Origin of the sequence: Vibrio maritimus, from assembly GCF_021441885.1 — a bacterium.
Taxonomy (GTDB): domain Bacteria; phylum Pseudomonadota; class Gammaproteobacteria; order Enterobacterales; family Vibrionaceae; genus Vibrio; species Vibrio maritimus_B.
On the sequence record NZ_CP090438.1, the window covers coordinates 3,066,966 to 3,079,206 of the forward strand.

13 protein-coding genes are annotated in these 12,241 nt (G+C 47.0%); 4 read left to right on the forward strand and 9 right to left on the reverse strand.

Annotated features, from left to right (window positions below):
* Window positions 1–111: 111 nt before the first annotated feature.
* From LY387_RS13915 to LY387_RS13925, 3 genes are all read left to right on the forward strand, one after another.
* Window positions 112–792, forward strand: coding sequence for a TIGR00153 family protein (locus tag LY387_RS13915; RefSeq protein WP_128647969.1), 681 nt, complete (start codon window positions 112–114; stop codon window positions 790–792).
* A gap of 124 nt (window positions 793–916) precedes the next feature.
* Window positions 917–2,179, forward strand: coding sequence for an inorganic phosphate transporter (locus LY387_RS13920; protein ID WP_234494531.1), 1,263 nt, complete (start codon window positions 917–919; stop codon window positions 2,177–2,179).
* A 220-nt stretch (window positions 2,180–2,399) separates the two neighbouring features.
* On the forward strand, window positions 2,400–3,011 hold the full coding sequence (locus LY387_RS13925) for a TIGR04211 family SH3 domain-containing protein (RefSeq protein WP_042475948.1): 612 nt from the start codon (window positions 2,400–2,402) through the stop codon (window positions 3,009–3,011).
* Between the two features lie 69 nt (window positions 3,012–3,080).
* Here the strand turns inward: LY387_RS13925 and rpoS are convergent, their stop codons facing one another.
* The 9 genes from rpoS to LY387_RS13970 all read right to left on the reverse strand — a co-directional run bounded on the left by rpoS (window position 3,081) and on the right by LY387_RS13970 (window position 9,773).
* The gene (gene rpoS / locus LY387_RS13930; protein ID WP_042475947.1) at window positions 3,081–4,064 is read right to left on the reverse strand and encodes an RNA polymerase sigma factor RpoS; all 984 of its coding nucleotides are present in this window, start codon (window positions 4,062–4,064) and stop codon (window positions 3,081–3,083) included.
* Between the two features lie 118 nt (window positions 4,065–4,182).
* Complete coding sequence (nlpD, locus tag LY387_RS13935; RefSeq protein ID WP_234494532.1) at window positions 4,183–5,154, reverse strand: murein hydrolase activator NlpD; 972 nt, start codon at window positions 5,152–5,154, stop codon at window positions 4,183–4,185.
* Window positions 5,155–5,778, reverse strand: coding sequence for a protein-L-isoaspartate(D-aspartate) O-methyltransferase (locus LY387_RS13940; protein WP_128647967.1), 624 nt, complete (start codon window positions 5,776–5,778; stop codon window positions 5,155–5,157).
* Window positions 5,779–5,781: 3 nt separating this feature from the next.
* The gene (surE, locus tag LY387_RS13945; protein WP_128647966.1) at window positions 5,782–6,543 is read right to left on the reverse strand and encodes a 5'/3'-nucleotidase SurE; all 762 of its coding nucleotides are present in this window, start codon (window positions 6,541–6,543) and stop codon (window positions 5,782–5,784) included.
* A gap of 5 nt (window positions 6,544–6,548) precedes the next feature.
* Window positions 6,549–7,526, reverse strand: coding sequence for a tRNA pseudouridine(13) synthase TruD (gene truD, locus LY387_RS13950; RefSeq protein ID WP_234494534.1), 978 nt, complete (start codon window positions 7,524–7,526; stop codon window positions 6,549–6,551).
* Window positions 7,527–7,538: 12 nt separating this feature from the next.
* Window positions 7,539–8,018, reverse strand: coding sequence for a 2-C-methyl-D-erythritol 2,4-cyclodiphosphate synthase (gene ispF, locus LY387_RS13955; RefSeq protein WP_128647964.1), 480 nt, complete (start codon window positions 8,016–8,018; stop codon window positions 7,539–7,541).
* Window positions 8,015–8,725, reverse strand: a complete 711-nt coding sequence (gene ispD, locus LY387_RS13960; RefSeq protein ID WP_234494535.1) for a 2-C-methyl-D-erythritol 4-phosphate cytidylyltransferase — start codon at window positions 8,723–8,725, stop codon at window positions 8,015–8,017. The genes ispF and ispD overlap by 4 nt, the downstream gene beginning before the upstream one ends.
* On the reverse strand, window positions 8,722–9,003 hold the full coding sequence (gene ftsB, locus LY387_RS13965; RefSeq protein ID WP_128647962.1) for a cell division protein FtsB: 282 nt from the start codon (window positions 9,001–9,003) through the stop codon (window positions 8,722–8,724). Before ftsB ends, ispD begins: the two co-directional genes overlap by 4 nt.
* A gap of 119 nt (window positions 9,004–9,122) precedes the next feature.
* Window positions 9,123–9,773, reverse strand: a complete 651-nt coding sequence (locus LY387_RS13970) for a PilZ domain-containing protein (RefSeq protein WP_234494536.1) — start codon at window positions 9,771–9,773, stop codon at window positions 9,123–9,125.
* Window positions 9,774–9,992: 219 nt separating this feature from the next.
* On the opposite strand from LY387_RS13970, the gene LY387_RS13975 reads away from it, so the two are divergent.
* Complete coding sequence (locus tag LY387_RS13975; RefSeq protein ID WP_234494538.1) at window positions 9,993–12,104, forward strand: TonB-dependent siderophore receptor; 2,112 nt, start codon at window positions 9,993–9,995, stop codon at window positions 12,102–12,104.
* The last annotated feature ends 137 nt before the right edge of the window (window positions 12,105–12,241 follow it).

Sequence of the window (12,241 nt, forward strand, 5' to 3'; positions counted from 1 at the left end):
AAATCGGCGTTTTAATGGGTTACCATGCGCGCCTTTATAGCCATCGCTCAACATTTCACCATGATATTGGTGTATGTTTATTTCAGGTTATATTAATTAGGTTGAACAACCATGCCAGTAAATACAATTATGGGGTTATTTGCAAAGTCCCCTATTAAGCCTTTGCAGCGCCACGTTGTGTGCGTAACAGAATGTTGCTCTCACCTTATCAACTTCTTTGAGACAAGCTCAAAGGGTGATTGGGAAAAAGCAGCGGAGATCCGTGCGCAGATTTCTCACCTAGAGAAGGAAGCCGACGTTTTGAAGCGTGAGATCCGTCTTAAACTACCACGCGGCCTGTTCTTGCCAGTGGACCGTAGCGATATGCTAGAGCTACTGACGCAGCAAGATAAGCTTGCCAACCTTGCCAAAGACATTGCCGGTCGTGTTTACGGTCGCCAACTTGTCATTCCTGCGCCACTTCAAGAAAACTTCATCGCTTACGTGAAGCGTTGTCTTGATGCAGCTAACCAAGCTCAGAACGTTATCAATGAGCTGGATGAACTGCTAGAGACGGGCTTTAAAGGTCGTGAAGTGACTCTGGTTGCAGAGATGATTCACCAACTCGATGTCATCGAAGATGATACCGATGCCATGCAAATCCAGCTTCGTCAGCAACTGATGACGATTGAACAAGATATGAATCCTATCGATGTCATGTTCTTGTACAAAATTCTTGAATGGGTCGGCGGTATTGCAGATCAAGCTCAGCGCGTAGGCGCTCGTCTTGAACTCATGCTGTCTAGGTCTTAAACACACGTTAACTAAGTAACAAAGAGCGAAGAAGTATTAGGCGTTGAGCACAGACAATGCTTAAGAGATTGCCCTGCGCCCGACTTTTGCTCCGCTTGTTATGAAACAAAACTAGGTTATTACAATGGATATTCTTGCAAACTACGGCACTATCCTGATTCTTGTTGCGGCGATGTTCGGTTTCCTTATGGCGATCGGTATCGGTGCAAACGATGTTGCCAATGCAATGGGTACTTCTGTTGGCTCTAAAGCTCTAACAGTTAAGCAAGCTATCATCATCGCGATGATCTTCGAATTCGCCGGCGCATACCTTGCTGGCGGTGAGGTAACAGACACTATCCGTAAGGGTGTGATTGAGACCTCTCTGTTTGCTCACCAGCCAGACGTTCTTGTGTTCGGTATGATGTCGTCACTATTGGCGGCAGGTACATGGCTATTGCTCGCGTCATACATGGGCTGGCCGGTATCTACGACTCACTCTATTATCGGTGCGATCATCGGTTTCGCTTGTGTGTCTGTCGGTACTGAAGCAGTAGACTGGGGTTCAGTAAAAGGCATCGTGGGTAGCTGGGTCATCACTCCGGTGATTTCAGGTTTCTTCGCTTACGTTATCTTTATCAGTGCACAACGCCTGATCTTTGATACTGAAAAACCGCTATTTAACGCAAAACGCTTCGTTCCGGTTTACATGTTCATTACCACTATGGTTATCGCACTGGTAACTATCAAGAAAGGTCTTAAGCACGTTGGCTTGCACCTTGAAGGTATGGAAGCATGGGCTTGGGCAGCGGGCGTTTCGTCTCTGGTTATGATTGGTGGTTACATCTACATTCAGCGTAAGTTTGCAGACCGTGAAGAAGACCATGGCTTCAGTGGCGTAGAAGGTATCTTCAGCGTGCTAATGGTTATCACAGCCTGTGCGATGGCATTTGCACACGGTTCAAATGATGTAGCGAACGCGATTGGTCCACTATCTGCTGTTGTGTCTACGGTTGAGCACATGGGTGAAATCACAGCGAAGAGCACCATCGCATGGTGGATTCTACCTCTAGGTGGTATCGGTATTGTTGTAGGTCTTGCGACTATGGGTCACAAGGTAATGGCTACTGTAGGTACCGGCATCACTGAGCTAACGCCAAGCCGCGGTTTCGCAGCACAGCTCGCAACAGCGTGTACTGTAGTATTAGCCTCTGGTACTGGTCTGCCAATCTCTACAACACAGACTCTAGTTGGTGCGGTATTGGGTGTTGGTTTCGCTCGTGGTATCGCAGCACTTAACCTAGGCGTTGTTCGTAACATCGTGGCTTCTTGGGTAGTGACTTTGCCTGCTGGTGCACTACTGGCAGTGGTATTCTACTACGCGATGCAAGCGGTATTTGGCGCATAAGCCAAAGCAAAACAAAAGTCAGGGAGATGTGAAGCTCACGTCATATTTGACTCAAATTCAAATAAAGGGAGGCTAAGCCTCCCTTCTTTGTTGCGCCCACTTAAGAAACTTCATACTATTTGGGCATTCTTAAAAGTTTACAATTTGAGAGTGCGTAACAGCCCTGCTGCTAGCGCTACTTTCTTCATCATTCCCCATTGATACACTTAAGGGACTTACTGTGAAAAAACTGATCTGCATGATCATGGTGTCGTTACTCGCTGCTCCTGCGGCGTTGGCTCAAGATCGTTATATTGCCGACAAGCTATTTACCTACCTACATTCTGGACCAAGCGCTCAGTACCGTATTATTGGTAGCATCAACGCAGGTGACAAGGTTCAGCTGCTATCGTCTAACCGTGAGACAGGTTACTCACAGGTCCAAGACAGCCGCGGTCGTAAAGGCTGGGTAGAATCTAAATTTGTCACGACTCAAGAAAGCATGGCGGTTAGACTGCCTCGTCTTGAGAAAGAACTGACGCAAGTGAAATCTCAGCTATCGAGCGCACGCGAAACAGCAGACAGTGAGAAAGGCGGCCTAGTCAGCTCGCTAGAAGCACGCAACAAGCAGATCGCTGAGCTTGAGCAAAACTACTCAGACATCAGTGAACAGCTGACCTCTTCTCAAACAGAAATCCGTGAGCTACGCGCTAAGCTAGACACACAGAAAGAAGACCTACTGCTTCGCTACTTCATGTACGGTGGCGGTGTAGCCGGTGCTGGTCTTCTATTCGGTCTGATTCTTCCGCATCTGATTCCGCGTCGTAAGAAAAGCCCGAATGGCTGGGCGTAATACGCTAACGCCATCAACACACAAAAAAACCGCCTTATAGGCGGTTTTTTTGTGTCGTTTGAATCGATTCTAATCGTCATCGAAGTTGAACAGCGACTCCATATTCAAACCCTGTTTCACTAGGATATCGCGCAACCTGCGAAGCCCTTCAACTTGGATCTGACGAACACGTTCACGAGTGAGGTTAATCTCTCTGCCAACCTCTTCAAGTGTCGATGGCTCGTAACCAAGAAGACCAAACCTTCGAGCCAGCACCTCTTTTTGTTTAGGATTTAGCTCATCTAACCAATGAATAAGTGATGATTTAATGTCATCGTCTTGGGTTGATACTTCTGGATCAGAATGGGTTGAATCAGGAATGATATCCAGTAGCGCCTTTTCACCATCTCCACCAATTGGCGTATCGACTGAGCTAATGCGCTCATTGAGGCGAAGCATTTTAGATACATCGCTGACCGGCTTATCGAGTTTTTGAGCGATCTCTTCAGCGGTCGGCTCATGGTCAAGCTTTTGCGACAGTTCACGAGCCGTACGAAGGTAAATATTCAGCTCTTTGACGACGTGAATTGGCAAACGAATGGTGCGCGTCTGATTCATCAAAGCACGTTCAATAGTTTGGCGGATCCACCAGGTCGCATAGGTTGAGAATCGGAAGCCACGTTCAGGGTCAAACTTCTCTACAGCACGGATCAAACCTAGATTGCCCTCTTCGATGAGATCAAGGAGTGCAAGGCCACGGTTGCTGTAGCGTCGAGAGATTTTCACAACGAGACGAAGGTTACTTTCAATCATACGTTTACGTGCAGCTTCATCTCCTTTGAGTGCACGTCTTGCATAAAGAACTTCTTCTTCAGCGGTAAGTAGTGGTGAGAAGCCAATTTCCCCTAGATAGAGCTGGGTCGCATCCAGGCTTTTGGCCGAGGCATCGTACAGGTCTTTCTCTTCGGCTTCTGAGTTGGAATCATCATTGGTCAATGTTGACTGCACAACATCAACGGATTCGTTTTCAATGTCGAAGTTTTCGTTCTTGGTTACTGCATTGCTGATACTCATAGCGCCTCCCCCTGGCGAGCTAGCAAGACATGACAACTCAACTATGTCGCTAACTTTCTCTGATTACGTCAATCAAATTGCAAGTAGCTTTTCGTACGTTGTAAACGTTATACGGCAGTTACGGCAAGTAGCGTTTAGGGTTTACCGATTTGCCTTGATATCGAATTTCAAAGTGCAGTCTTACGCTGTTGGTTCCGGAGCTTCCCATCGTAGCGATTTTTTGTCCGGCTTTGACACTTTGTCCTTCTGAGACCAATAGCCTATCGTTGTGTGCATATGCGCTTAAGTAGCTGTCGTTATGTTTGACGATAACGAGGTTTCCATAACCACGAAGTGCATTGCCCGAGTAAACCACAGTTCCTTTTGCAGTGGCGACAATGTCTTGACCACGCTGGCCAGCAATGTCTATCCCTTTGTTTCCTTGGTCCCCTGCAGAAAAGTTCTTTATTACACGTCCCTTTGTTGGCCAGACCCAGCTGGAGACTTTCGCGTTAGAGCTAGGCGGAGGTGTCGGCTTAGCTTTTGCTGTCTGCTGTGGCTTTGCTTGCGGCTTAGCGGTCTGTTTTGCCGTATTGGGTTTCGTGCTATTAACATTTTGTTTACCTTTAGACTCACCATACTCCTTTGTTTTGCTTTGATCAACCTTCTTTGCAGCCGTTTTTTGACTATTTTGTGTTGATGAGCTACTCGCTTTTGGAGCCGAGCTTGAGGCTGCTTTTGTGCTGCTTGAACTCGCTGCAGCCGTTGCTGCAGAAGCGGTCGCGACATCACCAGCCCCAGAACCACCAAATGCAGGTGGCGCATAAGCTTGACGCCACAAGTTGAGGCGTTGCCCCGGATGAATAGTATAAGGTGATTGAAGATTATTGAGTCTAATCAGGTCTTTAACATCTTTATCGGTGACGTAGGAGATAAAATAGAGGGTGTCACCTTTCTGGACTTCGTAGTAGCTACCTCGATAGCTGCCACGGGAGACATTATCGTACTTGCCTCCCAAATTTGAGACAGGCGCAGGCGAATGCCCAGCACACCCAATGAGTGCACTAGACAGAAAAACAACGGAAACCACTGCTTTCATTCGGCTTTGCATTTACGCCAATTCACCTGCTACGAGAGGAACAAACCTCACCAATTCAACAACTTCGGTACTAAAACTATCACCTTTACGGGTGATTTTTAATAATTGTTGCTCATTATCGCCGACTGGGATCACTAAACGTCCACCATCATTGAGCTGCGACAACAAGGCTTGGGGAACTTCGGAAGCAGCCGCGGTAACGATAATGGCATCGAATGGACCCTTTGCTTGCCAGCCCTGCCAACCATCACCATGCTTGGTGGAAACATTGTATATATCAAGGCGCTTCAATCGGCGTTTAGCTTCCCATTGCAGCGCTTTAATTCTTTCCACCGAGTAAACATGATCCACAAGCTGTGCGAGTACAGCAGTCTGATAGCCAGATCCCGTGCCGATTTCGAGTACGCGTGTCTCTCTTTCAAGATCCAGTAGTTCTGTCATCTTAGCAACAATATAAGGCTGCGAAATCGTCTGACCGGCACCGATAGGTAAGGCATTATTGTCGTAAGCTTGGTGAAGCATAGCCTGAGAAACGAACTGTTCTCTAGGTACAGCTAAAATGGCATCGAGCACCGATACGCTGTTCACTCCATGAGATCGGATAAACTCCACTAATTTTGCTGCTTGTGGGTTCATTAGTTACTCTCTCCCTGATACCCAACGTTCCATTGCGCCAATTGACTCATGAGCAGTTAAATCGACCTGCAAAGGTGTGATCGAGATATGCCCCTGTTCAATTGCATAAAAGTCGGTACCTATTCCAGCGTCTTGCTCCTTGCCAGGAGGTCCCAACCAATAGATATCATGACCACGCGGGTCTTGTTGTTTGATCATGCTCTCTGCATGATGTCGAGCGCCCAATCGTGTCACAGACACCTCGCCAAGATCTGCAAGGGCACGATCTGGGATATTAATGTTCAGTAATCGATTCGTGGGAACGCGCGTCGCTAAATGCCTTTCGACAAATTGACGAGCGATGATCGCTGCCGCTTTAAAATGCTGTTTACCGACCAAGCTGAATGCGATTGATTGTACACCTAGAAAGTGACCTTCCATTGCTGCAGCAACAGTTCCAGAGTAGAGCACATCATCACCTAGGTTCGCACCATGGTTGATCCCAGATAACACCAAGTCAGGCATATCATCTTTCATCAACTCGTTCAGGGCAAAGTGCACACAATCTGTCGGTGTGCCCTGCACTGAGTAGACTTTGGGCTCGATCTGATTGACTCGCAGGGGCTGCTCAAGAGTCAAAGAGTTTGAGGCGCCGGAACGATTACGATCTGGCGCTACAATAGTGACATCAGCGATCTGAGCCAGTTCCGCTGCTAAGGTGCGAATACCCTCGGCATGCACACCATCATCATTACTGATGAGAACTTTTATTCTTTTACTATCCATGAAACCTAGAATTGCCTTTCTACTTCTTCTACGTCTGCCAACTCTCTCAAGATTGATGTCGCAAAGCTGCCTGAATCAAGGAAGAAAGAGAGCGTTACGGCTTGTCCATCTGAGTCACTGTTTAGTGCCTCTGGTTTGAGCACAATCGCTCGTCGGTCGTGACGCATGCGATTACCGCGGATCAGAGCCATCAGATCAGGTTCGCCGTCAACAATGCTTTGCTCAAGCGCCATAGCCGCATCTTGTGTTGGTAGCGCATTATCACCTGCCAACGCTGCTGTGATCAGCCCTGTTTCATCCAGAATGTCACCAGGTAACTCTGAGTTAAAACAGCCTTGCTCAAGTCGCTTAGAAACGATTTGGTTAAAGATCCAAGAACGAGCTGCTGACAAATACAAGCTGCGCTTGTTCTGATTACGGGTGCGAACATTCTCACGCCCCCAACGCTTTGCTTCCGTAACGTTGTTGCCATCGCGACCAAAACGCTGTTGACCAAAATAGTTTGGCACGCCTGACTCAGACACTTTGGCGACTCTTTCCATTAAGCCTTCAACGTCAGACACTTCGGTAAGGCGAATTTCAAACTCGTTGCCAGCAAGGTCACCAGGGCGCAGCTTTTTGTTGTGCCAATCTGTTGCCACTATTTCAATACTAGGATATTGAGCAAGGAACGCTGAAAAGTCAGGAACATTCTTCTTAGGCAAATGGACACTGAGCCATTGCTCGGTAATCGCATGACGATCTTTTAAACCTGCCCAGCCGATATCTTTAGACTTAACGCCACATACCTTAGCAAGTTCATTGGCGACAAAGCTGGTGTTTTCACCATTTTTGCGCACGCGAAGCATTAAGTGTTCACCTTCGCCAGTAAACTCAAAGCCAAGTACTTCTTTGACAATAAAGTCTTCGTTGCTGGCTTTGAATTTAGCGCTAACCGCTGGTTTCCCGTATAGGTAGTTCAGTTCGTTGAGAACATCCGTCATGATATCTGCCTTTTAAGACGTTACTTTGTTGATCAGTACCACAGCTTCTGTGGCAATACCTTCTTTACGTCCTGTAAAACCAAGTCTCTCCGTAGTGGTCGCCTTAACATTGACGTTACCAATATCTGTATCTAGGTCTTGAGCGATGACCTGACACATGGATTCAATATGTGGCGCCATTTTCGGCGCTTGTGCCATGATGGTGATGTCCGCATTGACTAACTCGTAGCCTTTCGCTTTTACCTTACTGTAAACATCACGCAGCAGAGCGCGACTGTCCGCGCCTTTCCACTCTTCATCAGTGTCTGGGAAGTGACGACCGATATCACCCGCAGCGATAGCGCCCAGCAAGGCATCACACAATGCGTGTAATGCCACATCGCCATCTGAGTGAGCAATCAAGCCTTGCTCATAAGGAATCGAAACACCACCAATGATGACAGGTCCTTCACCACCAAACTTATGTACATCAAAGCCATGACCTATTCTCATTGTTCTGGTTCCTTATTTTTAAGATAGAACTCCGCCAGAGCGAGATCCTCTGGTCGAGTAATTTTAATGTTGTCACTGCGACCTTCCACCAGCAATGGCGCTAACCCTGTCCACTCGACAGCAGAGGCTTCATCGGTAATGGTGACCCCTTCCGATAGTGCATCACTCAGTGCACTGTGCAGCAGTTCCACTTTAAACATCTGTGGCGTAAGTGCATGCCAAAGACCCGCTCTATCCACCGTATGATCAATGCCTTTGGCACCGTTTGCGCGTTTCATCGTGTCTTTCACTGGCGCAGCAAGAATTCCCCCAACTGGGTGAGTGCTCACTTCATAAATGAGTTTGCTGATATCTTCGTGAGTGATACAAGGTCGCGCCGCATCGTGCACGAGACACCAAGCATTAGGCACACGCTGCTTCACATAGTCTATTGCAGATAAAACTGAATCGGCACGCTCACCACCGCCCGACACTCTAATGACGGGTTTCTCTGAGATAAACGACAGCCCTTCAAAGTAAGGGTCATTATCACTGATTGCGACAATCACACTCTCGATACTTTGATGCGACAATAGGCGCTCAATAGTGTGCTCAAGAATGGTCTGCTCGTGGATTTTTAGATACTGCTTGGGAATTTCCGCTTGCATTCGACTACCGACACCTGCTGCAGGCACGATAGCAATGATTGGATGATGCTCAGGGATCATTGGTTGTCCTCACCTATGATTCGGTAGAAAGTCTCTCCTTGCTGAATCATTCCGAGTTCATGCCTAGCGCGCTCTTCGATAGCATCCAGTCCCTGTCTGAGATCGTCTATTTCAGCAAACATCTCGTCGTTGCGGGTTTGAAGGTTACCATTTACTTGCTGCTGGACATGAATTTCTGCGTCTACTTGATTAAAGTCAACGATGCCATTTTTTCCAAACCAAAGAGTGTACTGAAGCCAAGAAAACACCACAAACAACACAAGTGTAAAGATACGCATAAGTCGGAACATTCCATTGAGAAATTCTGCTCTTTATATAGCACAGTTTACACTTTGAAATAAGCGAAGAAAAAGCATTGTTGTTATGTAGAAGTCAAAGTAAGCACACACTCGCTTTTTTAACTCACATTCAATGACAGCTCCGCGAGTGTGGTTTTTAAGCGATTAGACATTAAGACTTGTTGATTGAACTGAATGCCAAGTAGTGTTCCTTTGCCTTGCTTCTTCACCGTCACCACCTCAAAGCTTATTCCAGCCGGTAGGAATTGGTTCAATGGACACTCGACTTTGAGGGCTAATCCTTTACAGAAATCATGTGGTCCTTCGATATACACACCACAACCCGCCAATGAGAAATCCACCATTTTGCCCTCTACAGCAGACTGCCCAAAAGAAAGATTACATGGCACGGACAGCTTGTAGCGAGAGTGCTCCCTGATGGGCTTAGAGACAAAATCACAAGGCGCCGCCAAGAACAGATGCTGACACGGCTCATCCGCCCGCGAAATAAAGCGTGAACGAAAAGCGATAACATGACCAAAGCTTGAGTCTGAGAGTCCCCGAATGACAAGATCGCCGTCAGTCAGCTCTCCGAGAGCCTCTGAACCAACCTGAGAGACATCAACAATTAGAAAGGCGGAAGGTTTAAAGCCGATAAGGGTTGCGGCGATCCCTTTAATCTGCTGATTGTCGACAGATGATAGGCTTAGCTTCATCCCTGGTTTCAAGAAACGGTAACACTTATTTTGTTCTTCTAGTCCCCACTCCATTGATAGAACTCCTTTCACTAACAACAAGTTAATTACACTCCATTTACCATTGTTATGCAATCACTCCCTTGTATAAACAGGCGATACAATTGCTTACATTTATATTTATTGCAAATGATAATAAATAGCATTAGCATTCATCCCGCCATTTCAACTATTGGCATAACTCTCTAATAATAAAACCGTTTGTCTCGGATACTCGAGCAAGGAAAGCCCAGAATGAAATTCAAAGTGACCACACTTTGTAGTGCAGTGGTACTCGCACTCCATACCGCCCCAGCCTTCGCAAATGACGCACCCAATACAGTAGATGAAACGCTTGTTGTTCACGCTCAAGCCTTCGATGACTACAAAGTGGATAGTGCAACCGGCGCGATGCGAACTGACACCACTATGTTGGAAACGCCTCAATCCGTTAACGTTATTCCTGAGATTGTGCTTGATGAGCAGCTTGCAACCACACTAGGTGAAGCACTACAGAATGATGCAAGCGTCAATGCAGGTTCTCAGAAGTGGAATCGCGAAGAGTTCTATATTCGTGGCTTTGAGCTTTCATCAACCAACGGCTACCTTCGAAACGGGCATTCATTGTTTACACACTACATGCTGCCTATCGAGACACTGGATCGCATCGAAGTGATCAAAGGACCATCAAGTCTACTTTATGGTAACTCGGCACCAGGCGGCATGATCAACATGGTTTCAAAGAAACCGACGGCCAAACCTATGGTGAATGTAGGAACAGACTTCGATCACCTAGGTAGCACACGCTATCACATTGATGCATCAGGCAAGTTAAATGAATCTGGTACGTTGCGCGGGCGAACCGTTCTTGTAAAGCAAGATGCAGTAGAGACACGTCGCTATTCCAATGGCGAACAAAGAGAGCGCGATCGCTTCTTGGGATACGGCGTGATTGAAGCCGATCTTGCGGATTGGGGCTTGCTGTCTGTTAACTATGAAAAGACTAACGATCGTGCACCTATCGACTCTGGATCATGGTTAGATATGCAGGGCAATCGCCTTGGTGATCGTGACATGATCCGTGATGCACACTGGTCATTTATCGATAATGATGTAGAGAACTGGGGCGCGGATCTAGACCTATATATCAACTCTCAATGGCGAGCTAATCTGAGCTATAACTCGCAGCACATGAAGCGCCACCGCTACGATTCTCTGCCAACGCCAACCGCAGATACCATCGTTGATGGCAGTTACATACTAAAACCGTTTGATCGTCACGATACATGGAAGACTCAAGCATTCCACGCAGATCTTCACGGTGAGTTCACCGCATTAAGTGTCGATCACCAAGTGCTTCTTGGCGTTAATGGTCAGTTTTATGATTACGCCCAGCTTCGAGTATCAGGCGAGGCCATCGATGTGAATCCTGGTGATATCCCGAGCAACCCAGGGTTGGATTACAACAACGACAAAACGGTCTATGAGAGCAGCAACCATTTCTATGGTTTCTATGCTCAAGATTTAATTACCTTTAACGACCAGTGGCAGGCACTTGTTGGTGGACGTTATGATCAATATTTTGCTGATGGCACCAACCCAGCAACCGGTGACATTGTCAAAGGCGCCAATGATAGCCAAGCGTTTTCGCCAAAAGTCGGCGTTATCTATCACCCAAGTTACTCAGGCAGCATCTACGCAAACTACTCTGAGAGCTTCAACCCTGTTAGCAACGTTGTAAATGACGATGGTTCGGTCACCGAGCGTACCCCAGAAAAGAGCCGACAGTATGAATTAGGCACAAAGTGGGAACTGATGGATAACCGCTTGCTTCTAACGGGTGCGGTATTCGATATAGAAAAACGAAACATCAGCATCGAAGAAAATGGCATTACTACCCAAAATGGTAACCAGCTGCATCGCGGCGCAGAAGCTGGAGCACAGGGTCAATTGTCGGAGCAATGGTTTGTAATGGCGTCAGGTATGTACCTAGACGCGAAATACAACAATCACGACTTGTACCAAGACAAAACGCCAGCCAACGTTCCTGAATGGTCAGGTTCAGTATGGACGCGTTATGCATGGACTGAAGCGACTGCATTCAATATTGGTCTTTTCTACCAAGGTGAACGCTGGGCAGACAATGCGAATACCGTTCAATTGGATGGTTATGCTCGTGTTGATACCGGTGCATCACATAAGATTGCCAGCGATTACGTCACTTGGGACTTCCGCTTTAATATCGAAAACTTGTTCGACACGGAATACGTATCTGGTACCGGCGGCAGCACCAGCAACAATGTTGTCACAGACGTGCACTATGGCAATGAGCGTCGATTCAAGTTATCGGTTAATGCAACCTTCTAACCCGCATTAACCTCAATACATCTAAGAGCGCTTCGGGGCTCTTTTTTATTGCCTGCTGTCTATTTCGTCACCAATCTGACATCAATACGTCATCCATCCTCCATCTCCCTTACGCAATTTTGACACATGGGCGTCAT

What these genes read in the sequence shown, in the direction of transcription:
- LY387_RS13940 (WP_128647967.1), bottom strand. Translation starts at nt 5,778, where the DNA reads ATGAACCCACAAGCAGCAAAATTAGTGGAGTTTATCCGATCTCATGGA.
- ispF (WP_128647964.1), bottom strand. Translation starts at nt 8,018, where the DNA reads ATGAGAATAGGTCATGGCTTTGATGTACATAAGTTTGGTGGTGAAGGA.
- ftsB (WP_128647962.1), bottom strand. Translation starts at nt 9,003, where the DNA reads ATGCGTATCTTTACACTTGTGTTGTTTGTGGTGTTTTCTTGGCTTCAG.
- truD (WP_234494534.1), bottom strand. Translation starts at nt 7,526, where the DNA reads ATGACGGATGTTCTCAACGAACTGAACTACCTATACGGGAAACCAGCG.
- LY387_RS13970 (WP_234494536.1), bottom strand. Translation starts at nt 9,773, where the DNA reads ATGGAGTGGGGACTAGAAGAACAAAATAAGTGTTACCGTTTCTTGAAA.
- LY387_RS13975 (WP_234494538.1), top strand. Translation starts at nt 9,993, where the DNA reads ATGAAATTCAAAGTGACCACACTTTGTAGTGCAGTGGTACTCGCACTC.
- LY387_RS13915 (WP_128647969.1), top strand. Translation starts at nt 112, where the DNA reads ATGCCAGTAAATACAATTATGGGGTTATTTGCAAAGTCCCCTATTAAG.
- rpoS (WP_042475947.1), bottom strand. Translation starts at nt 4,064, where the DNA reads ATGAGTATCAGCAATGCAGTAACCAAGAACGAAAACTTCGACATTGAA.
- surE (WP_128647966.1), bottom strand. Translation starts at nt 6,543, where the DNA reads ATGGATAGTAAAAGAATAAAAGTTCTCATCAGTAATGATGATGGTGTG.
- LY387_RS13920 (WP_234494531.1), top strand. Translation starts at nt 917, where the DNA reads ATGGATATTCTTGCAAACTACGGCACTATCCTGATTCTTGTTGCGGCG.
- ispD (WP_234494535.1), bottom strand. Translation starts at nt 8,725, where the DNA reads ATGATCCCTGAGCATCATCCAATCATTGCTATCGTGCCTGCAGCAGGT.
- nlpD (WP_234494532.1), bottom strand. Translation starts at nt 5,154, where the DNA reads ATGCAAAGCCGAATGAAAGCAGTGGTTTCCGTTGTTTTTCTGTCTAGT.